Origin of the sequence: Legionella pneumophila subsp. fraseri (assembly GCF_000586315.1) — a bacterium.
GTDB lineage: Bacteria > Pseudomonadota > Gammaproteobacteria > Legionellales > Legionellaceae > Legionella > Legionella pneumophila_B.
The window spans coordinates 43710-69292 of record NZ_KK074227.1 but is presented as its reverse complement, the minus strand read 5'-3'; the positions used below and the strand labels follow the sequence as shown (position 1 = coordinate 69292).

Sequence of the window (25583 nt, the reverse complement as noted above, 5' to 3'; positions counted from 1 at the left end):
GTTACAACATTGAAATGTCAGCTACTCCCTGCAATAGCTCTTGTAATCGCTGCAGGAGCGCAAGCCTGTTCTGTTTCAATGACTCTTCTTCAACCATAACCATCACATGATCAAAAAAAGCGTCTACCGGTTCTTTAAGACTAGCCAGGAGCTTAAGTAATGCTGGGTAATCTCCGGCAATATATAAAGTTTCTACTGTTTTAGTAATTTTATTAAGATGCTCAAATAAAGCCTTTTCAGCACCTTCCTCTATAAGCTCTTCCTTAATATCAACCTTTTTATCAACATAAGCTGCCTGAGCCAAGATATTGCCTACACGCTTGCAGGCAGCTGATAATGACGCCGCCTCTGGCATGGTAATAAATGACTTTAAAGCGAATATACGTTTATCTAAATCGTATAACCAATCATCCTGACGAGCACGAACAGCATGAACCAAATCAGCGCTGATACCTTTATTTTGATAATAAGATTGAAGTCTCTCAAGAATAAATGGTTTTAATTCAGACATTAAATTCTTATCTTGAGTAAGTCGATCACCATAATTAGCTAAGGCTTCTTTGATTAAAGTTGATAAATTAAGCGGCGCTGATATTGAAATGAGTAAACGAACTACAGCCAAAGCGTGGCGTCTTAATTTAAAAGGATCTTTTACTCCGGTTGGCTTTTGGCCAATTGCAAAAATACCAACCAGAGTATCCATACGATCTGCCAGGGAAAGTGCTTTACCCAAATCGGTTGAGGGTAAATCATCACCAGCAAATCGAGGCATGTATTGCTCATTCAAAGCCGTGGCAACAACAGCTTCCTCGCCATCATTAAGAGCATAGTAATATCCCATGATCCCTTGCAATTCAGGAAACTCGCCTACCATACCTGTCATCAAATCACACTTGCTTAATAATGTAGCTCGCTCAGCCAGGTGAGGCGGTAAATTGAGAGACTGACTTAAATGGCTCATCATTGCCTTTATTCGTTGCACCTTATCATACATGCTTCCCAGTTTTACTTGAAAAATGACCTGCTCAGTAGAAGGGATATGTGCGCTTAATGGCTGTTTTTTATCTTGTTTAAAGAAAAAAGCAGCATCACTCAATCTTGCTCTCATTACCTTCTCATTTCCTAAAACGACTTGATTCGGATTAGAACTGGCAATATTGGATACCGTGATAAAATGAGGTAACAGCTCACCATGCTTGTTTTTTAATGCAAAACACTTCTGATGAGATTGCATGGAAGCAATCAGGGCTTCAGCTGGAACCTCTAAAAACTCCTCTTCAAAACTTGCAATAAGAGCCTGAGGCCATTCGACTATGGAGGTTACTTCATCAACCAATTCTTCAGGCATAACCACCGAAGCGCCTAAAGGTTCCGCCAATTTTTGTACCTGATGAATAATGGTTTGGCGACGAGTATCAAAATTGGCAATTACAAAAGCATCTTTCATCTGATCTTCATAGCTTTCAGCTGAGTTTATCCTTATTTCCTGCGGATGATGAAAACGATGCCCCCTGCTTTGACAGCCACTTGTAACGCCTAAAATTTTATGTTTAAGCGTCTCATTTCCATAAAGCATCACAGCCCAATGAACGGGTCTTGCAAATTCGTCGTCCCCTTCTCCCCATCTCATGGGTTTAGCAATAGGTAAAGACTCTAAAGACTGGCTAACCAATGCAGGTAAGAGATCTTTTGTTTTAGTACCCTCGCTGTGCATTTCAAAAACAATCCATTCCCCCTTGTCAGTTTGAATCTTAGTGAGCGCATCTAGCGTGACACCACATGATTTTGCAAATCCTGATAAAGCAGGAGTTGGGTTACCTTCACTATCGTATGCTGCTATTGCAGCAGGACCACGCCGTATGACTTTTTGGCTTTCCTGCTCAGTTTGTAAGTCATGAATAACAATAGCCAGACGTCTTGGCGTGGCGAATTTCTTTACTTCGCCATAACTTAATTGCGCCTTATCTAATGCGGCTAACAATCGAGTAGAAAATTCATTTGCCAAAGGCCAAACAGCACCTGAAGGCAATTCTTCACATCCTAATTCAAAAATAAAATCATTGACCATTACACACCTTTTGCATAGGGAAACCTAACGCTTCGCGCGCTTGATAGTAAGCTTGAGCTACTGCTCTTGATAGATGTCTTACACGTAAAATATACCTTTGCCGTTCTGTAACAGAAATCGCCTTACGTGCGTCCAGTAAATTAAAAGTATGAGAAGCTTTTATTACCATTTCGTAAGCAGGGAGAGGTAATTGCAAAGCTATCAACTTCTGTGCCTCTCCTTCATAATAATCAAATTGCTTAAATAATTCTTCAACATTGGCTTGCTCAAAGTTATAGGCTGACATCTCTACTTCATTTTGATGAAATACATCCCCATATGTAACTACACCATGAGCTGTTTTACACCAGGGCAAATCAAATAAATTATCCACCCCTAAAACAAACATTGCGATACGTTCCAAACCATAGGTTAATTCACCAGTGATTGGCTTACATACAAGACCGCCCACTTGTTGAAAATAAGTAAACTGAGACACTTCCATTCCGTTTTGCCAAACCTCCCATCCTAACCCCCATGCGCCCAGGGTTGGTGATTCCCAATTGTCCTCAACAAAACGGATATCGTCCAGTAAGGGATCTACTCCAAGTGCACGTAGCGAATCTAAATATCTATCTTGTATATCCAAAGGCGACGGTTTTAATACCACCTGAAATTGATAATAATGCTGAACCCGATTTGGATTTTCTCCATAACGACCATCTGTCGGCCTTCTGGATGGTTGAACATAAGCTGCAGACCATGGCTCAGGTCCAATCGCTCTTAAAAAAGTAGCTGGATGAAAAGTACCTGCGCCAACTTCCAGATCCAACGGTTGCAAAATAACACACCCAAGATCTGCCCAATATTTTTGTAAGGTTAGTATAATTTCCTGAAAGGTAGTAGGTTTAGTCATGAAAATCTCAAAAAATAACAAATCTGATCTTTAAATATAGGTTGGTTTTTAATCCTACTTTTCAGGATATATCCCATAAAACCTATCTTTTATTTAGAGAATTAATTATTCAGTCCAATAAATTATTGGATTGTTGGGTGTCGTGGTTCGAACTCAACACCACAACACTAAAATACTATACCGGTTGAGAACAACCGGGATATATGAATTTAATCCAAGTATTTAATCAATACTTAATTGCCAGCTGCCTTTTTAATTAACTCACGTAGTGATTGCTCGCTTGTAGCGCCGGGTATAAATGATATTTCACTGCCCTTTTTAAATTGACCATCTGGTGTTGAGCCAATTATAAAGGCAGGCGTCCCCATCAAATGCAGTTTTTCAGCCAGTTGACGATTCGCATCCAGGATATCAGTCACTTCCTGACTATCCATATCTTTTTTCAGTTTTTGCATATCCAGGCCTATGGATTGGGCTGCATCCATAACTGTTTTTTCATCCAAACGTTTGTCTATCTTAATCAAAGCATTATGCATAGCCTGATATTTCCCTTGCATGCCAGCCGCAAGAGCAACTCTGGAAGCTAAATCAGAAGTCTTACCAAAGATTGGAAACTCTTTGTATACAACTCGTAATCCACTATCCTTTTTAACCAGATTTTCAATAGTAGACGCCATTTTTTTACAATGAATGCATTGATAATCAAAAAACTCTACCAGAGTAACATTCCCTTTAGGATTACCAACAGTAGTTAATTTGCCTTCAAAAACCTGGTCAGCATTTTCCTGAATCGCTGCTTGAGCTTGCTGTTGCATATTTTGTTGTTGTTTTTGTTGTAAAGCTTGTGAAGCTTCCAATAAAACTTCAGGATTATTAATCAGATAATCATGAATGACTTTTTCAATTTCCTTTTTTTGGGCATCTGATAAAGAAGCGCTAGCCGTATCAGCCGCCATTATTGCAGGTGATACTAATGTGGTGGCTAATGCTCCAGCTGTTAATAAATTTGTAAATTTCACGCAATTCCCCTTACTTATAATTAATCAATGACGCAAATTACATCTCGCAGATAACCTTATCATTAATTGATCTGCTCAAAACAGCAAAGTATAACAAATTTCTGTTGCCAATCGCACCCTAGCATTCATGAAAAAAAAATTCAATATTACAACAAACTGGCAGTCAGGGTGCCTCAGGCTTTTATAAAAGTTAAATTCCAACACCTACAGGCATTCAGTCAAATTAGCATAGGCTAAAACCAACCATTTTACACCATGTTCACTGAATTTTACTTGAACTCGTGTATGAGCTCCACTGCCCTCAATAGAAAGAACAACACCCTGACCAAACTTGGCATGCTGCACATTTTGCCCAATTGTAATGCCTGACGCCTCGTCAGTCACTGGCAGTTTGCTTTTTGTAGTTCCAGGCCAGTGAGGCCGTGATTTAACTCGTACTTCATCGAGGAATTGTTGAGGAATTTCACGTAAAAATCTCGATGATCTGTGATACTCTTCACGACCATATTGTCTTCTGACCTCAGCATAGGATAAAACTAATTTACGCATAGCGCGAGTCATGCCGACATAACACAATCGACGTTCTTCTTCCAGGCGACCAGGCTCTTCAACAGATTGTCTGCCAGGAAATATCCCTTCTTCCATACCAACTAAAAATACAATAGGAAACTCAAGTCCTTTGGCTGCATGTAAGGTCATTAGGTGAACGGAGCGTTCATGTTCATCGGCTTGTAATTCCCCTGATTCTAATGAAGCATGAGCAAGAAATGAATTCATCAGTGGTAACTCCTCCTCTTCATCGGACTCATATCGAAATTGTTTAGCCGCATTAATCAGTTCTTGCAGGTTATCCACACGCGATTCAGATTTGTCACCTTTGATTTTGCTAAAATGAGCATATAAACCACTATGCTGTATTACATCGGAAATCTGCTCATCCAACTCTTTATTAGCAGTCACAACCTGTAATTTTTCGACCAAATCAATAAATTTGGCTAATGCCAAACTACCTCTTTGTCCTAATCCTGTCGATTGGAGTATGCCTTTGGAAGCATCCCATAGCGAACACTGTTCTGCTTTGGCGTACTGGCGAACCTCATCCAATGTTTTTTCTCCTATTCCTCGGGCAGGAAAATTAACCACTCTTTCAAAAGCAGTATCGTCATTTGGATTAACTAACAATCTTACGTAAGCTAAGGTATCTTTAATCTCTGCTCTATCAAAGAAACGAACTCCCCCATATATCCTGTAAGCTATACCTGAACGTAATAAAGCTTCTTCCAAAACACGGGATTGAGCATTGGATCGATATAACACTGCAATCTCATCAGCACTGGCACCCTGGCTCAATTCCATACTAATTCGTTCAGTAATAAAACGTGCTTCATCCAATTCATTGAAAGCACTGTATACAAGAATTTTTTCTCCTTCACTACCAGCAGTCCACAATTCTTTACCCATACGAGTACTATTATTCAGAATCAATGCATTGGCTGCATTTAATATCATTGCAGTCGACCTATAGTTTTGTTCAAGTCTTATGATTTGGGTATCCTTAAAATCATGAATAAATTGTTGAATATTTTCCACTTTGGCCCCACGCCAACCATAAATTGATTGATCATCATCTCCTACAGCCAATACTGCTGTATGATCACCAGCAAGTAATCGTATCCATGCATATTGAATCGTATTGGTATCCTGAAATTCATCAACTAAAATAGCTTGAAAGCGCTCGCGATAATAGGCAAGAATGTCTTCATTATCTCGCAACAACTCATGGGTTCGTAATAACAGCTCGGCGAAATCGATTACCCCTGAGGTTTGGCAAACCTCTTCATAGGCCTTATAAATTGAAACCAAAGTCTTGGTTGGACCATAATGCAATGCATTAATATGCTGTGGGCGCAAGCCTTCATCCTTTTTACTATTAATAAAGGCCTGAGCTTGTTTGACTTGCCATTGCTCAGGATCAAGATTAAGTGAAAGAATGACTCTCTTGATGGCTCGTGCCTGGTCTTCCGAGTCGAGAATATGAAACTGTTCTGGAAGATTGGCCTCTTTGTAATGACGGCGTAATAAGCGATGACATAATCCATGAAAAGTACCAACCCATAAACCCAAAGTTGGTGTAGACAACATACTGCTAAGTCTCGATCTCATTTCACCAGCAGCTTTATTTGTAAATGTTACTGCTAATATGGCGTGAGGAGAGAGATGCTGTTCTTCAATTAACCATGCAATACGGCTCACCAATACTTTTGTTTTACCACTGCCTGCACCGGCTAAAACCAGCATATTACCTAATGGGGAGGTGACAGCTTCACGTTGCTTTTCGTTTAATCCCTTGAGAAGGGTTGCTATGGTCATAGAATATTTCCAACAGAAAAAGTGCAAGTATTATCTTCAATTTAATTACTAAAGCAAAGATATAATCGATGTAGCAAAAAATCTTAAAAATTCTCCTGGATATAGATCGAGAAAACCCATACAAGTATTGCTTTCTGATCAATCAGAGCGCAAAATACTGTTCTTTTAAAGTGGCTACTAGATATTATTATAATACAATGACGTTATCATAAAGGACTAAAATGCATACCCTCTACCCAGCAATTAAACCTTACACACAACACGAATTGAAGGTTAGTAAACTGCATACACTTTATTTGGAAGAAACCGGAAATCCTGAAGGCATACCTGTTATTGTATTGCATCACGGTCCAGGCGGAGAAGCTGACCCGCATCTAAGACGCTTTTTTGACCCTCAACGATATCGCATTATTCTTTTTGACCAACGAGGTTGTGGGCGTTCAATTCCACATTTGGAAATTAGAGAAAACAATACGCAGCTTTTAATGGAAGATATCGATTCCATCAGAGATTTCCTGGGCTTGAGAGAATTCGTATTATTTGGGGGTGGATGGGGCTCTCTATTAGCATTATTGTATGCGCAAAAATTTCCTCAACAAGTCAAAGCATTACTACTCCACCAAATTTTTTTAGGTCGACAAAAAGACATCAATTGGTTTTATAAGCATGGAGCCAGTCTGGTTTATCCTGATTATTGGGAGGAATTTATCAACTCCGTCCCGGAAAATAAACTTGATAATATTCCCAAGTATTATGCTGAATGTCTACAAGGCCCCAATGAGCTAGCCCGGATGGCTGCTGCGAAAAACTGGGCTCTGTGGCAAGCCAGATGCAGTAGTTTACAGCCTCATTTGTATGTTATTGATCAGTATAGCGACCCACATTTCGCATTGGCATTAGCTACACTGGAATCCTACTACATTATTAATCATTATTTTATTGAAGAAAATCAAGTTATGGCTAATGTCCATAAAATAAGACATATTCCTACCTATATAGTTCATGGTCGGTTTGACTTGGTAAGCCCTTTATCCAGTGCATGGGAGCTTCATCAAGCTATCCCCGCCTCCAATCTGAGAATCGTCAGAGATGCTGGTCATTCTGATAGAGAATCAGGGATTATTGACGCACTTATTTATGCCAGTAAGGACATCTCAAAGCAGGGTCTCGATGCATGTTAACGGTAATACAAAGAGTTAAGGAAGCCAGGGTTGATATTGATGGCCAAACAGTTGGCAAAATAAATCATGGCTTGTTGGTACTTTGTGGTTTTGAGCCTAAGGATTCATTAGAGAATATCAACCGTATGCTAGATAAATGCATTAATTATCGTATTTTTGAAGACCCGAGTGGCAAAATGAACTTGAGTTTAAAAGATGTAAGCGGTGGTTTGCTATTAGTACCACAATTTACTCTCCTGGCAGATACTCAAAAGGGACTACGCCCAAGTTTTTCAAACGCAGCTTCTCCTGAACTTGGGCGTCAACTTTTTGATAACTTATTAACTCTTGCTCAAAAACTACACCCCAATACGCAAAGCGGTTGTTTTGGAGCCAACATGCAAGTTTATTTATGCAATGATGGCCCTGTGACCTTTTTGTTGCAATTTTAATTTGCTTTTGCTGTATTAAATCCATGTATTTAAGTGAAATACAAATATTCATCATTTAGATTTAGGAAAAACCACAAGAAACATGAATATTTCAACTACAAAGCAAGTCAATTAAAAGGTCTATTGTCAACATGAAGCTTTTGTTTGCAAGAACCAAAAACTGGTGTAACATCGTTTTAAGTATCTAATAAATAGAATAATTATGCGACTAATCTTAATGTTTGCGGGTATGGTAGGTTCCTTTATTTTAACAAGCTGCGCAAGTAAAGGAACAAACCCAATAGATCCATTTGAACCCTTTAATCGTAAAGTGCATAACTTTAATATGGCATTTGATGCTACTGTATTAAGACCACCAGCAAAATTATATAAGGCGGTCGTCCCCAGAGTTGTAAGAAAAGGCGTCAATAATGCATTCAATAATCTGGATTTGTTCCCTACTATAGCCAGCGATATACTGCAAGCCGAAGGAAAATGGGTAATCAAAGACAGTTGGCGACTCTTCATTAACTCAACTATAGGGGTTGGTGGTCTGTTTGATGTAGCGGAAAAATTTGGTTTGCCGCCACATTATAATGATCTGGGTCTAACACTCGCCAAATGGGGGGATAAAAAATCTCCTTATCTTGTAATACCTTTTTTAGGTCCCAGCACTCTTCGCGACGGAGCCGGATGGCTGTTTCAGTTCGCACTCTGGAGCCCCTATGTTTATATTGATGATGCCGGTCTGGTTTATGGTTTAATTGGATTACGCTATATTGATTTACGAACACAATTATTTGACACTGAGCCTTTACTGAATGAAGCGTTAGACAAATACACATTCATCAGAGATGCTTATCTGCAACATAGAAATTATCTTATCGCGGGCACTGAGCAAGATACAGGCTCATCCTTCGTTGAGGACACGAAAGCCAATAAAACCGCGATGCAAGAGTCAACCGCTTCCAATAACCAATTAGGCTCTGATTATGTTGATGAGTAAAATGAATAGCCTCGATGCGGAGTCAAACTCTTGCGTTTGAAATGTTTCATTGAGGCTTTCCTGAACATGATAAGGGTTGGCGCTTAGCCAAATGCAAAGCCCAACCCTCATTAATCTCTGAGCTTCGAAATCGAAATAATGCCTGTTTTTTTATCTTGATAAAGAAGCATGCAACTTTTCAAGGCAACGCATGTATTCACCTGCGATATCCAAACCTGTTTCAGCGCTAATTTCCTGAATACAAGTTGGACTGGTCACATTAATCTCTGTCAGATAATCACCTATCACGTCGATACCCACAAAATATAGCCCTCTTTCTCTCAGAACCGGGGCTATTTGTTCGCATATCCATTTGTCTCTTTCGGTAATAGCAACCACTTCTCCTTTAGCGCCTGCGGCCAGGTTTCCCCGCAGATCTCCTTTCGCAGGAATGCGGGCCAAAGCAAAAGGTACGGGTTCGCCATTGATTAACAAAATACGTTTGTCTCCGCTTACTGTAATATCCGGGATATAACGTTGAGCCATAATACTTTTTGTCTGTCCTTTGGTTAATACCTCCAAAATGACTGACAAATTTTTGCCCTCCTTATCAACATAAAAAACCGAACTACCGCCCATTCCTTCAAGGGGTTTAAAAATAACTTGTTGATGAATTTGCCAAAACTCTTTTAGTTGCTGGGTATCTCTGGATACAAAAGTAGGAGGACAGCAATGAGGAAAATTTAATGTAAAAAATTTCTCATTCGCGTCACGTAAACTTTGCGGTTTATTCGCAACCAATACCCCTTCTTGCTCAGCCAAATCCAAAGCGTAAGTTGCATAAATATACTCCATATCAAACGGAGGATCTTTACGCATCAAAATAACATCAAACTCTCTTAATGGCTTACTACCCAAATCTCTGGTTTTAACCCAACTTAAACTCTGTATATCACCAATGTGAATTTCATGGACTCGCGCATAAGCGCTCCCATCACTGCAATATAATTCATTTTGAGTGAAATAGGCACAGGACCACCCCAATTCCCGGGCACTTTTAATCATGGCCACTGTAGAGTCTTTATAGGGTTTTATTTGATCTAATGGATCCATAAGCACCGCAAGCTTCATCATTCGCCTCCAATTGCAGCAATTTCTCGTGCGGCTGCCAATGCAGCCAAGCGAGCTATAACTCCATAAACGTAAAAACGATTTGGGCAGTCAACTACCTCCAAATCATCACAGGGCATATTGCAAGCTTGCGCGAAAGCCAAGGGCTCAAAATGCATTCCTGGGGCATTAAGGTTCTCATCAATTCCTCTGCCTTTATGAACACGATAAAATCCACCAACAACAAATTGACCAATCATATAAACTACAGGTTCGGCAACAGAACCATCAGGCATGGTTTCAAAAGTATAAACGCCTTCCTGAATAATGACTCTGTCTACCTTCCTGCTCCCTTTGCTGGTAGACATTCTGGTGCGTTGCTTTCTGTTTAATTGTCGAATTTCATCTCCATCATGAACCATCATAACGCTCATGCCATAAGTACCATTATCCGCTTTTACTACCGCAAAAGGTTTATTTTCTATTCCGTAGGTGGTGTATTTATCATTTATTAAGGATAATATCTTATCCACTTCTTGAGCCAAGGTTTCAATCCCCTCTTGGGCCATAAAATCGACACCCTCTATAGCGCTGAAATAGGGATTAATTAACCATGGATCAATACCCACTAATTCAGCAAACTCAATAGCTACTTCTTCAAAAAATTGAAAATGACTTGATTTTAACCGAGAAGCCCATCCTAACTTGGCTGTAGGTCTAATCCGCTGTTGCACACCCTGTAATATTTCCGGAACTCCTGAAGACAAATCATTATTTAATAGCAAAAGGCAAGGGCTGAAATTATCCAGGCCTACCCTGTCACCTTGTCTTTGTAATGGTTCAATTAATAACGTTTCACCTTGTTCAAGAATTATTTCTGTGGGCTCTTTAATTTCTGGATCTAAACTCCCTATTCGAACTATAAAACCGGCTTTTACAAAAATTGTTTTTAATACATTCAAGCTCTGTAAATAATACTTATTGCGAGTATGGCTTTCAGGAAGAAGCAAAATTTTAGTACAATCCGGGATGTACTCAATCAAGGCAGATTGAGCAGCCTGTATGCACAGAGGTAGAAACTCCGGGTTCAAATTGTTAAAACCGGCTGGAAATAAATTGGTATCTACGGGAGCCAATTTAAACCCGGCATGTCGCAAATCAACGGATGAAGTCAAAGGCGCAGGTGTTTCTTGCCACTTTTTTCTGAACCAGGACTCTATTTCAGCAAGCTTATTTAAAATTATTTTTTCCACATGATGCAAAGGACCAGAATGAGCAGTAGTCAAATGTGGAACGGGGATTTCATGCTTATCCATTCATACTCCCTAAACATTAAAATGAATCGATGTTACCTAGGTTATTCATAAAATGAAAGTATTTATAATTCTTAAAAAATTATTACTACAGTTTTCATAATGACAACATAAACAGAAAAGAGAACCATTTATATAATAGATGTGCTTCATAATAACATGCTGTGAATACAGCTATTATATATTCCACCATCGATTTTTCATGTTCTTGATCAGGATTATTAGCAAAATTCAAAGGACTCACAAGGATATCGTTATTTTCCTCTTTAAATGGCATAATTGGCCAAAATTATACTATTTAACATATCTTTTATGCTCTATTTAAAAACTATACAATCAATCTTTCTTCTAATTGTTTTAGGATTCATCTGGGGATCAGGTTATACTCTTGCCAAATTTGCAATGACTAATGGAGTTAACCCACTAGGCTATGCTTTTTGGCAATCATTAGGACCAGCCCTACTATTAACTTTAGTGAGCCTCTTTACAAAGCAAGCTCGCTTGCTACACCCTGTTTATTGGCCTTATTTTTTTATATGTGGATTGATAGGTATCGCTATTCCTAATACCAACATGTATTTTATTGCCAGCCATATCCCGGCAGGTTTATTGGCAGTATTAGTTAATACTGTTCCTTTACTGGTTTACCCTTTAGCTCTCATGGCGGGCCAGGAAAAACCGGATGGGTGGCGATTTTTTGCCTTGTTAGTTGGTATGTCAGGCATACTTGCAATTATAGGAATAAACTCCGCAGGACTTTACTCAAGCTGGACTATATTAGCGATGCTTAGCCCTCTTGGCTTTGCTTTTTGCTCAATTTATATAGGAGCCAAACAGCCAAAAGAAATTAATGCCCTGCAAGCAGCTAATGGAATGTTACTGGCGGCTTCTCTTCTGCTTGCTCCTGTTGTTCTCCACCAGCATGCCTTTTACTCTCTCTCAGCACCGTTTACTTTCGTAAAACAAATTGTAATCCTTGAGATAATTTTATCCAGTTTAGGATATTTGCTTTTCTTTATTCTCATTCGTATGGCAGGACCTGTTTTTTATAGTTTANGGCAGGACCTGTTTTTTATAGTTTAACTGGTGGGGTTGTTGCAATAACAGGTTTGTTTTGGGGGTACTTGGCTTTCGATGAGAAGCCTTCATCTATACAGAGCATGGCAATAGCTTTAGTGGTTTCCGCCATTTTTCTGTTATCATGGAGACAATCGAGACAAACTCAAGGAGTCTGATTCATGCTCAATGAATTAGCAAAACAATTTAGCACACAAATCCAAACCTTTTTCTATTTAATTATGTTGATTAATGGTCTTTTACATTTTATCTTTGCCGGAGCAGTGGCTAGAGACGCTGGTAGTCTCTATAGGCTAGGCCAAAAACCGGTTTTAGTATCCGCTCCTACCTGGGCATTTGCGACTCTAATTGGAGGAGTCATAACGGCAACCATATACTGGCTTCTTCATCATTCCACATTAACCAGACCCACTATGAGAGAAATTCGTTATGACAAAGCATAAGATCAAAACAATAGACGTTCATGAATTAAAACACCAAATGGACAATCAAGCCAATTTGAGTTTGATTGATGTACGTGAACTGGATGAATGGGAAATGATGCATATCCCAGGAGCGCTTCATATTCCTAAAGACCGTATCTCTATTGAAATACAAACCCAAATACCCAATAAAGGGCAAACTATCTATTTACATTGCCGAAGCGGCGTCAGATCGCTGTATGCAGCTCAATGCCTGATGGATTTGGGATATCACGAAGTCTATTCTGTAGACGGTGGAATTATGGCTTGGGCAATGAGCGGTTACCCGGTAAAGCAGGAATCTTACACCCCTTCCTGAGTGAAGAGGTGAGAATAGAAGATAATAAGTTTCTTAAATGCGATTAGTCAGAGTCTCGTGAGTATCAGTGACTTTTTCTTTTCCTGATGAAACACTAAAAAGACCACCTTGAGAGCTCTTTGGTTTTTGCTGCAGTAAATGCAAATCACGAGCAGCAATAATAATCTCACGTCTTAATTTATGTACTCTATCAGATAATTCAAGGATATCATCAACAACGGAATAATGCTTGATTGCGAAAGGTTGTTTGTCCAAATAACCTTTTCTTGGGTCAGAATTCTTATAAACATGAGAACGCAGGAATTTTTCCAAAGCACCGTACATGTCAGCCAAATCTTCCCGATTAGGATTATTATCCTTATTCAGGTCAAGCGATATGGTAAGAGATTTATAAAAATCACTGTTGTCGGGAGAAGTGTATTTATAAGTTGCAGCAATCTGATCACGAATGTAATAGGCCAATGCATTTAATACGCGTGCCTTATCTTCTGGTTCCTTTGATGAATTATCCAGCAGTTCAATAGTTTTTAGCAAGACAAGGACTTGTGGTTGTCTTTCTCTTGAAACTTCTTTTACTGAATCCTCTAATTTGTCCTCAATAATTTTGGCCTTCTCATTATGGGACTTGATTAAAGTAATGATACTTTCCCTGATACTTCCTTTTAATTTTTCATATGCGACCAATTCAAATGACATCTTATTTTCTCCTTATACTCCATGAACAGGACTAGTGAAATGCTTTCACTGTAGGCCAGTTTAAACCAATTCTCTCTTTTCGTCATGCTTTTTCTTTTTACTATCTAATTAATTTTCAATCTATTGATTTTAATGAAAAATTTGCAATTTCCCCATTGTTTCATCAAATGAATGGTCTCCTGATAGGATTTTTAAGGATTGTGATCGTTGATTGAGGAACACGCATAGGCTAATTAAATCAGGACATTTTTTACTCAATTAGTTAGAAGGCAATATAAATTACAACAACAGGACTTACGATAAACCCCAAGGTCGAGGCAAAAAATGTTTTTAATGAGGGAGTTTAGATAGACTAAATGACCGAATAAAAAACATTTTTTAACAAAGAGATTGGGGTTTATCGTAAGTCCTGAACAAATTTAAATAAGCCATTTATTGTTTTTATAAAACATTTGATTTAATTTACGCGTCAATTCGCAATAATATGTAATGGTCATCAAAATGAAAAAAATAAGCTGCAGTATTCTTCTTTTACTCAATTCCTTAATTGGCTATGCCGACTCTGGCCAACCTAAATTAATTTTACAAATAGTTGTTGACCAGTTACGAGGAGATTTAATTTATCGTCATCACAAACAGTTTGGACCTTCTGGTTTCAATTATTTACTTGCTCATGGCCTGGATTACCATAATGCACATCATCCCCATGCCAACACAACGACCTGTGCAGGTCATAGCACTATTGCAACAGGAAGCTACCCCTCTTTACACGGCATAGTTGATAATGATTGGTTCGATAGAAAAACCAAAAAACTAAAGTACTGTATGGAGGATTTACAGGCCAAAATTTTACCTACTTCACATACCCATACCGAAATTTCAGGACGCTCACCCCGTAACCTAAAGCCGTCCACATTAAGCGACGAAATCATTTTAGCAAAAAAAGGCAAAGCGTTTGGTGTGTCATTAAAAGACAGAGCGGCTATCACTCTGGCAGGTCATGCAGGCAAAGCGTTTTGGTTTGATAAAACAAATGGAGGATTTGTTACAAGCAATTACTACTACTCCAGTTATCCATTATGGGTAGAAAACTGGAATAAAAACTATCAGCCCAAAGCCTACGACTGGAACCTTTCTCATCCTAAATCCTTCTATCAGAACGCAAATAATCTTCCATTTCGTCATAATTATGGCAGCTTTGGTCAAACATTTCCCCACCATATAACCAATCCTCCATCTGAGGAATATTTCAAATCGCTTTCCAGGACTCCCAAGGCAGATGAATTAACTGCTGATTTTGCCAAACAACTGCTGGTTAATGAAAAACTGGGAAAAACAGCAGGTCAAACAGATTATCTTGCAATCAGTTTTTCTGCTGTAGATGCCATTGGCCATCAATTTGGGCCTAACAGCCTGGAAGCAGAAGACAATTTGATCGCCCTTGATGACACACTAAGCCAACTCTTTAAAACCATTGATAAGGAAGTAGGGCTTAACAATACACTAATTATACTCACCGCCGATCACGGTGTTAGTGACGGCCCTGCGTACCTTAAAACACATAAAATACCTGAAATAAAACCTATTAACATAGAGGCGGCAGGAAAACACATCGAGAATTTATTATTAAAGCGCTTCAATCTGCCTTCGCAAACTTTAATGTCAATCAATCCTCCTTTCATCTACCTTGATCACCAAATTATAAAAGAGAAAAATCTGGATATTACGGAAGTAAGTGTCTACTTAGCAGAAGAAATCAGCCATCTTCCAGGGATATTCAAGGCCTACCCATTACCTATACGCGATATTGAAAAAGATTGGTTAAGCGCAAAAGTTGACCGTATGTCTTACACTTACCGTGCAGGTGATATTTACATTGTTCAACCTCCATATCAAAGCCACGGCGCAAAAAGTGAAGATCGAGTTGCTCATGGCAGTCCATGGCAATATGATACTTACGTTCCGCTACTATTTGTACACCCTGACATAAAACCAAAACGTATATTTAGACAAGTATTCACAACGGATATTGCCCCAACCTTATCTTCTTTATTATTGATTAAACCCCCTGCTGCAGCTGTGGGACAGCCTTTAATTGAAGTGCTAAATGCTTTTCATAAGACGGGAGAGAATGATTGAATTCCAACTAAAAAAACTTTACTATTCGTACAAAATTTTTAATGAAAACATTATGACAAAGCAAGCAATTATTATTGGGATTTCCGGCCCATCAGCATCTGGAAAAAGTTTATTAGCAAATACTATAGTCAATGAATTAGGATCAGAACAGGTTGTCGTTATCTCTGAAGATGCCTATTATAAAGATAATGGGCATCTACCCTTTGCGGAGAGAGAAAAAATAAATTACGATCATCCTGACTCCTTTGATCACGCTCTTCTATATGAGCATCTTCGTCAACTGAGAGTTGGAAATACAGTACAAATTCCAATTTACTCTCATTCCAAGCATCTGCGTTTACCCGAAACCAGGGCTGTTGGTCAGCATGCCATTATTGTACTCGAAGGAATACTGCTTTTCAGTGATAAAGCTCTTCGTGAAATTATGGATATTCGCATATTCATGTCGACTCCTCTCGATGTCTGTTTAACGCGACGTTTAAAAAGAGATGTGGTAGAAAGACATCGTTCGTTTGAATCAGTTATTCATCAATACGAAACTACAGTGCGTCCTATGTATATGCAATTTATTGAACCATCAAGTCGCTACGCTGATATAATAGTACCTCGAGGTGGTGAAAACAGAATTGCTATAGAGATGATTCAAGCTAAAATGCGGGAATTATTGGCTTCACATACCCGAAGCAATTGATTTTTTATTAGGTTGTTTAAAAAAAGCCTAATAAGAAATGTGGTTTTAGTCCAGGATCGAAGTAACACTCACTTCGCCCTGCTAAATTAAAAATGATGGGAGGAGATACTATTGTGGGATTTTTAACTGGAAAAAAAGCACTCATTGTTGGATTGGCAAGCAACAGATCAATAGCATATGGCATTGCCAAAGCATTCCATAATCAAGGCGCTGAGCTGGCTTTTACTTACCAAAACGAAAAATTACAATCACGAGTTGAAACAATGGCATCGGAATTTAATTCAACTCTAGCTTTTCCGTGTGATGTTGCAAGTGATGAAGAAATAAAAGCTGTATTTGATAATTTACGTACCCACTGGGATAAATTAGATATTCTGGTACATTCTGTAGCTTATGCTCCTGCTGATCAAATCAGTGGTGATTTTGTAGAATGCGCAAACAGAGAAGGATTTAGAATTGCTCATGATATTAGTGCCTATAGCCTAATAGGTTTGTCTCAAGCAGCACTACCTATGATGCATGACACTCAGGGTTCAATTTTAACTTTAAGTTATTATGGGGCAGAAAAAGCCGTACCAAACTATAATGTCATGGGGGTTGCGAAGGCAAGTTTAGAAGCGTCTGTTCGCTATCTGGCAGCCAGTTTAGGATCTAGAGGGTTAAGAATTAATGCTATATCAGCTGGACCAATTAAAACCCTAGCTGCTGCTGGAATTAAAGATTTTCGTAAAATTCATGCTGCCTACGCAAACATTACACCATTACAAAGAAATGTTACTGCCGATGAAGTAGGAAATACCGCTGCCTTTTTATGTTCTGATCTGGCATCCGGGATTACTGGTGAAGTGGTGCATGTTGATGCAGGTTATCATGCAGTCTCTGCGATGAGTGAACTGGGATAGATAAACATTCCCTACTTTTAGATTATATGAGTTTTTCAACAAATTTTATGGATTTGGTGCTGAGCAAATAACTAAGCTCAACACCAACTATTTATTACCATGAAAATTACCATCCTGAATATAAAAAGAAAAACATATTTGACATATTGTTTTTGTATTGAGTAGAACGTTTTTTTAATTCAGGTTCTCCCAATTCATTGAGCTAATTCAAATTGAGTAGCTAATCTTCATATTAAAAACAGGGTATAGTTCTCGAAAAATCCAATCATTTTTATAAACCTGACACAATAAATCAATACCGATATGTTCATTTTATGATCACAACCAAGATTTTTGTCAATGCATTAAAGTAGTAACTATCTGACACTACCAGCAAAATGAATATTAAATAGGCTAGTATCCTATTGCCTCAATGAAAGGTGTTGTTTAAATTTTTATCTATAATTAAATTGACACGTATCTGAGTCAGGAGATATAAGCAATGGGGATTGAACAGTTAGATGAAATGCAAACCTTTGAAAAATTGGTTGAGGCCATTAAAGAAGAAAACATTGCGCAACTCAGAATGCTTTTAAGGTATGCACGACAATCAAAATATAATATTTTTGAGCAAGTAGACATGGATGAGAATACCATTATGCATCATGCAATAATGCAAGCGAACAGGGAGATAATGCGTTCTATAATGTCATATGAAATCGGACGTGAAGTCAGTTTTGGAATCCAAAACAATCAAGGAAAAACACCCTATCAATGTATGCTTGATTTACCTGAAACAAAACAAGATTTTAAGAATTTAGTCAAATCGAATTTAGGACCGAGTTGGACGCAATCTTACATTTTAAATCAATTTAAACAATATTTGCATTATCAACTCAATAAAGATCTATCTAAGGGCTGCAATCTCCATTTGATGTCCGAATTACCTGAAAGTCCTACACAATATACAAAAACAGCTATATATATATCAAAAAAAGCGATACTCAGGAACTGTATTATATTAAGCCTGATGGGAAATATGAACAGGTAAAAATTAATAATTTCGATGTTTTTGAAGAAAAAATAAATGCCATTAAAAATAAGGATGAGGCTAAATTATTACATCTCAGTAAGGAGCAAATTAAAGACCTTGTCACATCAAATGGAGGTCATGCCCCTGATCCTGTTGCACCAGTTATTGAAGACTTAAAAAGCGGACATTGTAATGGTTTGGCATCCATTTGGTTACAATGCAGGCTTGATGGCAAAGAAGAACTATATTATGAAATATTTAAAGATATTATTGCTTGGGATAAAACAGAAGCTTCACTGAATGAAGAGTTAGTTAAAAAATTTGAGTATGCTATTCAGCTGACTCGGTCCTATCACATGGATTATGATAGTATGAAATCTTTTCTGGGTACAGAAAAATCAGATGTTTTGGTTCGTCAATTTATGTGGGAAAAAGTATGGGGAGAAACGAATTATCAACAGGAGAGTCGCTCTAACTCTCATATGTCTTTAGAAGGGCTAAGCTATTTTTTGCAACAATTGGCAAGACCGGAAAATGAAGGAAAAGGATTTGGCCTTAATACCATAGGCGAAGTACCAGGCCATACTATATCGGCAATATATCAAGATGGAAAACTCTATATTTATGACTCAAATCGCCCTTCCGCGAATAAGGATGAAACCAAACCTGATATAATCAAAGAATTTGATTTGAGTCAGAGAGAAGGCATTGAGGCGGCCGCCAGAGAAATTCGTTGTTGTTTGTTTGATAATTTCAGTGGATCCAATGAACCAAAAGAGCGGTTTTCTATTAACTTTTCTGCTTATGATCATAAAGGAAAACCTCCTGGAACATATATAACGCTAGAACAAGCAGAAGCCAGACGTTTTTATCAAGAGGTCAAAGAAAACAAACCTGTCAACCCCATGCATTTTGTAAAAAAATTACTAGATATCCATGCTCACTTATCACCAGAAGAGCTCCATTTTATGTATAAAAATATTGTGTTTGATACAAGTAAAATCAACGAAATTGTTCATGATGGATGGAGTAGTTCTTCACCTCTCTTAGAAGTGATCATGAGTGGCCACTATCCCCAGGCTGTTCAAGCCTTAGTACAATCCGGCGCTAACCCAAACCTCGAAGTTGATGGGGTATCTCCTATCTCTGAGGCTAAAAGACAAGGTATGAATGATATTGTTGACTTGCTTGAAGCAAAACCCGACAAACCAAGCCTACCCAATAAAGCAAAGGTCAGAATCAATATCATAAAAATTCCTGCAAATGAAAGAGAAGCAAATATTTTAGCAGTCTATAAAGTATTAAGTGACGATAATTTAATGAAAAACAAAGACGGATCAGTACCAAACATTATCAAAGAAATATGTGAAATTGTAGTAAAACTGGATCCTGAAAATGAAGAAGAGATAGCCGGCGCCATTCTCGAAATTAAAACCAAAATAGCGCATAGTGAAGATAATATTAGCGACAATGCGCGTGATGTCCTCAACGGTTTTGCTAAAAGCAGCTGCTGTGATTTTCAAAAAATTCGCGCCGCTTTATCTGAGAACCTTGCAATGGACGAAATCATGAATAATGCTAAGGAGGCTCCTGGTTTAATGCGAATTTAAGTTTTGATGATTTTTATCAAGATTGTTTATTTTGACAATGTAATATTAGGAATGTTTTTCTGCTAATAATAACGCCTGATCAAGCTATTGTATTGTTCTAACAATGAAAGTCCAATCTGACATAAGCGACCAGATAAATACTTGCCTCTATACATGTCATACGTCGATAAGGTGTTTCATGTCATTTCAATTATAGCTAAATAACAGTAAATAGAGAAAACACTGTAATCCAAGAGCTTCTTTATTTTCTTAAAAAATAACCACTCGCTACTCTCTATTTCCTTACTATTTTCGCACGATGAAGCAAATTATTAACATACAAGTCATAATCCATCATTCCATAACTGGCTTCAATTTGCTGGATTAAACTGTCTCTTTGTTCTTGATCCAAAGAACTTAATTTTCCATCATTAATTCGTTTTAATTTGACAACGACATAGTCACCATTGTCTAAAATCACTCCATCACGGCTTTCTGGGCGTAATAAATTAAATGCCAAGTCATTGATTAAGGAATTAGCTTTGTCGCTGTCTCTGGAAGCCTTCTCTATAGAATGCCATTCGAATTGATTACTAGCGATTAATTCCTGCTGCTGCTTATCTTCAACCGGATGAAGCAAACTGCTACCAATTTCTTTTGCTTTGGCATCCCCATATTGTTTTGCCAGTATTTTTCTAATCTGATCTTGGACTTCGCTCAATGTTTGTTCTCTAGAAGGTATATGTTTCTTCACTCGTAAAACGACTACAGAATCATTATCAAGCTGTATAGGCTCGCTGTTATTTCCTAATTCCAAAACATCAGTGCTAAACGCAGCATGGATAACCTGTTTATTTTTGGTAATCGATTGCTTGCCGCCATCGCGAGAAAAAGGCTCGGTATGTTGAATTTTCAGCTTTAAAGTATCCAAAACGGGATCAAGTGAATCAGGTGTTTGATAACTTAAATCTGTTAATTTCTCCAAAGCTTGAGCATACTTAGCCTGAGCCATATCATTTAATAATTGATCCTTAATAATAGGTTCAACCTCTTGCAAAGATTTAGTTGTAACTGGCCTATAAGCAACCAGCTTAAAAATTTCATAACCATATTTTGTTTGCACTGGTGTAGAAATTTGTCCTGGTTTAGTTAAATTGGAGAGTACTCTGTCGTATTCATTTTGCCCTCCTGTAATCCAGGGAAGAATACCCTTGTTGGCTATAGCTAACTTGTCATCAGATTTAGAGACAACATATTTATCAAATTGCTCCGGATGTTTTTTTAAATCACTATACACCTCATCAGCCTTTTGCTTAATTGAGTCTTGCTCTTCCTTGGTAGCATTTTCTGGAACTGCAAATAAAATATGAGCAACCTGCCATTGAGCAGGAGTTAAGTAATTACTTTTGTTTTCTTCGTAATAATTTTTAATTTCTTCAGGTGAAATCTTAATTTGTGATTTGATATCATGCATAGACAAAAGCACATAATCCAGTATAACTTGCTCGGAAGTCATGAATTTTTTATGGTGCTGATCATAATATCTTTTAATATCATCATCTGAAATCTTCGCCTGTTGTTCAAAACTGTCGGATGGTACTGTCAAATAATCATAGTCTCTAGTCTGCATGTATAATCTAACAAATCGTTTTATTTCATCTGATAAAGCAAATGATGTTCCCATAAATGCAAAACGTTGCTGATTAAGCAACATACCCTGTCTTACTTCATTTTGAAAAGTTTCAGGAGTAAATAAAGCTCCACTCAAAGCTTGTTGATAACGTTGTGCGGAAAAATGTCCATCCTCCTGGAATTGAGGAATTTGCACTATTGCTGCATTAGCTTGTTCTGGACTAACCTCAAACCCATATTTCCGCGCTGCCTGAATGCTCACCTCATTCGTTATCATTTGATTCAGTACTTGATTTTGCAGATTTTTTTCATCAGCAGCAGTCATTTGGGGTAAATCTTGCTGAGCTCGAGTGCGTCTATAGTTCGTTTCAAACGCTTGCATGGTAATTGGTTTATCATTAACTATTACCTTTGCATCGGATATTTGTCGAGATTGAAAATAATAATCAACACCAAAAAGTGTAAAGGTAATAGCAATTAATATAATAACTAACCACGCTACTACACCCTGAATGTGTTCATTTAACTTCTGCAACATGTCCCGAGATCCATTTTGATATTAACAATGCTTGATGAAAAACGATTCTACCATAAGCTGATAAAAAAAACGCGCCTTTCAGCGCGTTTATCTGGCGGAGTGGACGGGGCTCGAACCCGCGACCCCCGGCGTGACAGGCCGGTATTCTGACCAACTGAACTACCACTCCATTTCTTGGTGGGTGCTGTAGGGATCGAACCTACGACCCTCGCCTTGTAAGGGCGATGCTCTCCCAGCTGAGCTAAGCACCCTGAAAACTTAAGCTTGTTGTACCGCTTCTTTCAGGTTTTTACCTGCTTTAAACTTGGCAACCCTTGACGCTTTAATTTGGATTGTTTTTCCGGTCTGTGGGTTTCTGCCAGTACGTGCTGAACGATTACCTGTTGAAAAAGAACCAAAACCAGGTATTACAACTTGATCGCCTTTTTTTAAGACATCAGTTACAGTAGCCATAAAAGTTTCAAGAACTCTGCTTGCGTCAGCTTTGGTCAAACCTGAACCGCTTGCTATAGCATCAACTAATTCACTCTTATTCATCTTTTCCCCTTTACAGTTAATCATCCATATTCCGGAGCTGATTTAAACAGATTCAACTGCTCCAGTCAAGTTCGTACATCCTTGCAGAGCCCGCCACCAGCGGGCTACGTAGAGAAATATACTCTGTATTAATGAGCGTGTAAATCATTATTTTTAATTTTTTTTGATCTTTTACTCAATATAGTACCAGGTTGTATATTTGTTGGCTCTTCTACCCATGGATTGCGTTGCAAAGCCAGTTCCAAAACCTGTTCAATGGTGTTAACAGGATGAATTGTCAGCTTGCGTAACACATTATCAGGGATTTCCTCAAGGTCCTTTACATTCTCCTCAGGGATAAGGACATGTTTGATTCCACCACGATGCGCAGCCAGCAATTTCTCTTTTAATCCTCCAATCGGCAAAACTTGCCCACGCAGAGTAATTTCACCTGTCATAGCTACATCTGCCTTAACTGGTATTTGAGTTACTATAGAAACCAGAACTGTGCACATTCCTATACCAGCACTTGGACCATCTTTGGGCGTTGCCCCTTCCGGGACATGAACATGAAAATCATGTTTCTCATAAAAATCATCAGGTAAACCAAATGCCTTGGCACGACTTCGAACCACAGTCATAGCCGCGTGGATTGACTCTTGCATTACTTCGCCTAATTGACCGGTATGAGTAACCTTACCCTTACCTGGCATTATGGATGCCTCTATAGTCAGAAGCTCCCCTCCTACGCTAGTCCATGCCAAACCAGTAACTTGACCAATCTGATCATACTGTTCAGCCAATCCATACCGATATTTTTTAACTCCCAAATACTTGGTAATATTACTTACAGTTATACTAATCGTTTTTCCTTTTTTGCTTTTCTTGCTTGAGAGTATTTCTTTAACAACTTTTCTGCATATGCTCGCTATATCTCTTTCGAGATTACGGACCCCGGCCTCTCGCGTATAATAACGAATGATATCTCTGATGGCTCCCTCGCTGATATGTATTTCTTCACTGGTTAAACCATTTAATAGCATTTGTTTAGGAACCAAATATTTTTCAGCTATGCTGACTTTTTCATCCTCGGTGTATCCGGGCAAACGAATCACTTCCATTCTATCAAGTAATGGAGCGGGAATTTCAAGTGAATTCGCTGTTGCAATAAACATGACATCGCTTAAGTCATAATCCACTTCCAAATAATGATCACTAAAGGTATGGTTTTGTTCTGGATCTAATACTTCCAGTAATGCTGATGCCGGATCACCACGAAAATCCATTGCCATCTTATCTACTTCATCTAACATGATAAGTGGATTTTTAACTCCTGCCTTGCATAATTTTTGGATAATTTTACCTGGCATGGAGCCTATATAAGTTCTTCTGTGACCACGAATCTCCGCCTCATCTCTAACTCCACCCAAAGCAATTCGTATGAATGTTCTTCCTGTTGCATTAGCAATAGATTGCCCAAGAGAGGTCTTACCTACTCCAGGAGGTCCTACTAAACACAAGATCGGGCCTTTCAATCTTTTTACTCGTTGTTGCACAGCAAGATATTCGATGATGCGTTCTTTAACCTGCTCTAGACCATGATGTTCCTTATCGAGTAATTTTTCAGCTTTCAATAAATCAAACTGAATTTTGGTTCGCTTCTTCCATGGAACCATTAGCATCCAATCAAGATAATTACGAATAACAGTTGCTTCAGCAGACATTGGGGACATCATTTTTAATTTATGTAATTCTGCTAGTGCTTTCTCTTTGGCTTCTTTTGGCATACCGGCCTTTTTGATTGAATTTTCCAATTGTTCAATCTCATTGCCTTCTTCACCCATCTCACCTAATTCTTTCTGAATAGCCTTGATTTGCTCGTTTAGATAGTACTCTCTTTGACTTTTTTCCATTTGACGTTTGACTCGACCTCTTACACGTTTTTCCACATGCAACAGATCAATTTCGTTTTCAATGGCAGCCATTAATTTTTCAAGTCGAGTTCCAACATCCATAGTTTCAAGCAACTCTTGCTTATCATCTACTTTAAGTGTTAAATGCGCAGCAATTGTATCAGCCAAGCGACCTGGTTCTTCTATGCTTGCTAATGGTGATAAAACCTCTGGCGGAATTTTTTTATTAAGCTTTATATATTGTTCAAATTGCGACATCAAAGATCGCATTAGAATTCCAATTTCTTGCTCTTGTATTGTTGAGCCAACTTCTTCAATGAGTTCAAGTGTCGCTTCAAGGTAACCTTTATCCTGAGTATACTCCTTGACGCTTGCACGCCGTTCACCTTCAACAAGAACTTTTACCGTTCCATCAGGTAACTTTAATAATTGCAAAACACTGGATATAGTTCCAACTTGATAGATGTCTTCTGGACCAGGATCATCATGGGCTGATTTACGCTGAGCGACTAAAAAAATTTGTTTATTATCAATCATCGCTGCTTCAAGGGCTTTAATTGATTTTCCTCGCCCCACAAAGAGGGGTATAACCATATGCGGATAGACGACTACGTCTCTCAATGGTAATACAGGTAAAGCTGAAGATTTCACAGTCTCATTTGATATTATTTCATTTTCACTAGACATAATGACCCTTATTCAAAGGAAAAATTCTTGGTTATAGTTTCTTATACTATTACTTATGAG

20 protein-coding genes, 2 tRNA genes and 1 pseudogene are annotated in these 25583 nt (G+C 38.3%); 11 read left to right on the top strand and 12 right to left on the bottom strand.

Annotated elements, in window-relative coordinates; genetic code table 11:
• Position 1: 1 nt before the first annotated feature.
• The 4 genes from glyS to uvrD all read right to left on the bottom strand — a co-directional run bounded on the left by glyS (position 2) and on the right by uvrD (position 6352).
• Complete coding sequence (glyS, locus tag CC34_RS0113880) at positions 2–2068, bottom strand: glycine--tRNA ligase subunit beta (protein WP_028378053.1); 2067 nt, start codon at positions 2066–2068, stop codon at positions 2–4.
• Complete coding sequence (gene glyQ, locus CC34_RS0113875) at positions 2058–2963, bottom strand: glycine--tRNA ligase subunit alpha (protein ID WP_028378052.1); 906 nt, start codon at positions 2961–2963, stop codon at positions 2058–2060. Before glyQ ends, glyS begins: the two co-directional genes overlap by 11 nt.
• A gap of 233 nt (positions 2964–3196) precedes the next feature.
• The gene (locus CC34_RS0113870; RefSeq protein WP_028378051.1) at positions 3197–3982 is read right to left on the bottom strand and encodes a DsbA family protein; all 786 of its coding nucleotides are present in this window, start codon (positions 3980–3982) and stop codon (positions 3197–3199) included.
• Positions 3983–4186: 204 nt separating this feature from the next.
• The gene (gene uvrD, locus CC34_RS0113865; protein WP_028378050.1) at positions 4187–6352 is read right to left on the bottom strand and encodes a DNA helicase II; all 2166 of its coding nucleotides are present in this window, start codon (positions 6350–6352) and stop codon (positions 4187–4189) included.
• Positions 6353–6573: 221 nt separating this feature from the next.
• Between uvrD and pip the strand changes: the two genes are divergently transcribed.
• The 3 genes from pip (at position 6574) to CC34_RS0113850 (ending at position 8949) form a co-directional block, all read left to right on the top strand.
• Positions 6574–7533: a prolyl aminopeptidase gene (pip, locus tag CC34_RS0113860; RefSeq protein WP_028378049.1), complete on the top strand. Its 960-nt coding sequence runs from the start codon at positions 6574–6576 to the stop codon at positions 7531–7533.
• The gene (gene dtd, locus CC34_RS0113855; RefSeq protein ID WP_028378048.1) at positions 7527–7964 is read left to right on the top strand and encodes a D-aminoacyl-tRNA deacylase; all 438 of its coding nucleotides are present in this window, start codon (positions 7527–7529) and stop codon (positions 7962–7964) included. The genes pip and dtd overlap by 7 nt, the downstream gene beginning before the upstream one ends.
• Positions 7965–8166: 202 nt before the next feature.
• Positions 8167–8949, top strand: coding sequence for an MlaA family lipoprotein (locus tag CC34_RS0113850; RefSeq protein ID WP_028378047.1), 783 nt, complete (start codon positions 8167–8169; stop codon positions 8947–8949).
• A gap of 150 nt (positions 8950–9099) precedes the next feature.
• On the opposite strand, the gene gshB is transcribed toward CC34_RS0113850, so the two are convergent.
• Together gshB and gshA are read right to left on the bottom strand one after the other, a co-directional pair.
• On the bottom strand, positions 9100–10059 hold the full coding sequence (gene gshB, locus CC34_RS0113845) for a glutathione synthase (protein ID WP_027227838.1): 960 nt from the start codon (positions 10057–10059) through the stop codon (positions 9100–9102).
• Positions 10059–11354, bottom strand: a complete 1296-nt coding sequence (gene gshA / locus CC34_RS0113840; protein WP_027227837.1) for a glutamate--cysteine ligase — start codon at positions 11352–11354, stop codon at positions 10059–10061. Before gshA ends, gshB begins: the two co-directional genes overlap by 1 nt.
• A gap of 309 nt (positions 11355–11663) precedes the next feature.
• Between gshA and CC34_RS01000000116615 the strand changes: the two are divergent.
• The 3 genes and pseudogenes from CC34_RS01000000116615 to CC34_RS0113820 all read left to right on the top strand — a co-directional run.
• Positions 11664–12407: pseudogene (locus CC34_RS01000000116615) on the top strand (DMT family transporter); the annotation flags it as partial.
• 182 nt (positions 12408–12589) lie between these two features.
• Complete coding sequence (locus CC34_RS0113825) at positions 12590–12871, top strand: hypothetical protein (protein ID WP_027227834.1); 282 nt, start codon at positions 12590–12592, stop codon at positions 12869–12871.
• Positions 12858–13208 (top strand): rhodanese-like domain-containing protein, encoded by a 351-nt coding sequence (locus CC34_RS0113820; protein ID WP_027227833.1) that lies wholly within the window; start codon positions 12858–12860, stop codon positions 13206–13208. Before CC34_RS0113825 ends, CC34_RS0113820 begins: the two co-directional genes overlap by 14 nt.
• A gap of 33 nt (positions 13209–13241) precedes the next feature.
• Here the strand turns inward: CC34_RS0113820 and lem14 are convergent, their stop codons facing one another.
• Positions 13242–13904: a Dot/Icm T4SS effector Lem14 gene (gene lem14, locus CC34_RS0113815; protein WP_027227832.1), complete on the bottom strand. Its 663-nt coding sequence runs from the start codon at positions 13902–13904 to the stop codon at positions 13242–13244.
• 501 nt (positions 13905–14405) lie between these two features.
• Between lem14 and CC34_RS0113810 the strand changes: the two genes are divergently transcribed.
• The 5 genes from CC34_RS0113810 (at position 14406) to CC34_RS1000000117600 (ending at position 20258) form a co-directional block, all read left to right on the top strand.
• Positions 14406–16043 (top strand): alkaline phosphatase family protein, encoded by a 1638-nt coding sequence (locus tag CC34_RS0113810; RefSeq protein WP_027227831.1) that lies wholly within the window; start codon positions 14406–14408, stop codon positions 16041–16043.
• Between the two features lie 52 nt (positions 16044–16095).
• Positions 16096–16734 carry a uridine kinase gene (gene udk / locus CC34_RS0113805; RefSeq protein WP_027227830.1) on the top strand — a complete coding sequence of 213 codons (639 nt, stop codon included), beginning with the start codon at positions 16096–16098 and terminating at the stop codon, positions 16732–16734.
• Between the two features lie 95 nt (positions 16735–16829).
• Positions 16830–17636, top strand: a complete 807-nt coding sequence (locus CC34_RS0113800) for an enoyl-ACP reductase FabI (protein ID WP_080272156.1) — start codon at positions 16830–16832, stop codon at positions 17634–17636.
• Positions 17637–18117: 481 nt separating this feature from the next.
• Positions 18118–18666, top strand: a complete 549-nt coding sequence (locus tag CC34_RS1000000117605) for a hypothetical protein (RefSeq protein ID WP_027227828.1) — start codon at positions 18118–18120, stop codon at positions 18664–18666.
• A 179-nt stretch (positions 18667–18845) separates the two neighbouring features.
• On the top strand, positions 18846–20258 hold the full coding sequence (locus tag CC34_RS1000000117600; protein ID WP_027227827.1) for an ankyrin repeat domain-containing protein: 1413 nt from the start codon (positions 18846–18848) through the stop codon (positions 20256–20258).
• A gap of 274 nt (positions 20259–20532) precedes the next feature.
• Here CC34_RS1000000117600 and CC34_RS0113785 read toward each other — a convergent pair whose 3' ends face one another.
• The 5 genes from CC34_RS0113785 to lon all read right to left on the bottom strand — a co-directional run bounded on the left by CC34_RS0113785 (position 20533) and on the right by lon (position 25523).
• Positions 20533–22407: a SurA N-terminal domain-containing protein gene (locus CC34_RS0113785; RefSeq protein ID WP_027227826.1), complete on the bottom strand. Its 1875-nt coding sequence runs from the start codon at positions 22405–22407 to the stop codon at positions 20533–20535.
• A gap of 92 nt (positions 22408–22499) precedes the next feature.
• Positions 22500–22576: transfer RNA gene (locus tag CC34_RS0113780), tRNA-Asp, on the bottom strand.
• 6 nt (positions 22577–22582) lie between these two features.
• Positions 22583–22658, bottom strand: a tRNA-Val gene (locus CC34_RS0113775).
• A 7-nt stretch (positions 22659–22665) separates the two neighbouring features.
• Entirely contained in the window at positions 22666–22944 is a 279-nt protein-coding gene (locus tag CC34_RS0113770) for an HU family DNA-binding protein (RefSeq protein ID WP_011214112.1), read from the bottom strand.
• Between the two features lie 128 nt (positions 22945–23072).
• On the bottom strand, positions 23073–25523 hold the full coding sequence (lon, locus tag CC34_RS0113765) for an endopeptidase La (protein ID WP_027227825.1): 2451 nt from the start codon (positions 25521–25523) through the stop codon (positions 23073–23075).
• Positions 25524–25583 lie beyond the last annotated feature (60 nt).

What these genes read in the sequence shown, in the direction of transcription:
- glyS (WP_028378053.1), bottom strand. Translation starts at nt 2,068, where the DNA reads ATGGTCAATGATTTTATTTTTGAATTAGGATGTGAAGAATTGCCTTCA.
- glyQ (WP_028378052.1), bottom strand. Translation starts at nt 2,963, where the DNA reads ATGACTAAACCTACTACCTTTCAGGAAATTATACTAACCTTACAAAAA.
- uvrD (WP_028378050.1), bottom strand. Translation starts at nt 6,352, where the DNA reads ATGACCATAGCAACCCTTCTCAAGGGATTAAACGAAAAGCAACGTGAA.
- pip (WP_028378049.1), top strand. Translation starts at nt 6,574, where the DNA reads ATGCATACCCTCTACCCAGCAATTAAACCTTACACACAACACGAATTG.
- dtd (WP_028378048.1), top strand. Translation starts at nt 7,527, where the DNA reads ATGTTAACGGTAATACAAAGAGTTAAGGAAGCCAGGGTTGATATTGAT.
- CC34_RS0113850 (WP_028378047.1), top strand. Translation starts at nt 8,167, where the DNA reads ATGCGACTAATCTTAATGTTTGCGGGTATGGTAGGTTCCTTTATTTTA.
- gshB (WP_027227838.1), bottom strand. Translation starts at nt 10,059, where the DNA reads ATGAAGCTTGCGGTGCTTATGGATCCATTAGATCAAATAAAACCCTAT.
- gshA (WP_027227837.1), bottom strand. Translation starts at nt 11,354, where the DNA reads ATGGATAAGCATGAAATCCCCGTTCCACATTTGACTACTGCTCATTCT.
- CC34_RS0113825 (WP_027227834.1), top strand. Translation starts at nt 12,590, where the DNA reads ATGCTCAATGAATTAGCAAAACAATTTAGCACACAAATCCAAACCTTT.
- CC34_RS0113820 (WP_027227833.1), top strand. Translation starts at nt 12,858, where the DNA reads ATGACAAAGCATAAGATCAAAACAATAGACGTTCATGAATTAAAACAC.
- lem14 (WP_027227832.1), bottom strand. Translation starts at nt 13,904, where the DNA reads ATGTCATTTGAATTGGTCGCATATGAAAAATTAAAAGGAAGTATCAGG.
- CC34_RS0113810 (WP_027227831.1), top strand. Translation starts at nt 14,406, where the DNA reads ATGAAAAAAATAAGCTGCAGTATTCTTCTTTTACTCAATTCCTTAATT.
- udk (WP_027227830.1), top strand. Translation starts at nt 16,096, where the DNA reads ATGACAAAGCAAGCAATTATTATTGGGATTTCCGGCCCATCAGCATCT.
- CC34_RS0113800 (WP_080272156.1), top strand. Translation starts at nt 16,830, where the DNA reads ATGGGAGGAGATACTATTGTGGGATTTTTAACTGGAAAAAAAGCACTC.
- CC34_RS1000000117605 (WP_027227828.1), top strand. Translation starts at nt 18,118, where the DNA reads ATGGGGATTGAACAGTTAGATGAAATGCAAACCTTTGAAAAATTGGTT.
- CC34_RS0113785 (WP_027227826.1), bottom strand. Translation starts at nt 22,407, where the DNA reads ATGTTGCAGAAGTTAAATGAACACATTCAGGGTGTAGTAGCGTGGTTA.
- CC34_RS0113770 (WP_011214112.1), bottom strand. Translation starts at nt 22,944, where the DNA reads ATGAATAAGAGTGAATTAGTTGATGCTATAGCAAGCGGTTCAGGTTTG.
- lon (WP_027227825.1), bottom strand. Translation starts at nt 25,523, where the DNA reads ATGTCTAGTGAAAATGAAATAATATCAAATGAGACTGTGAAATCTTCA.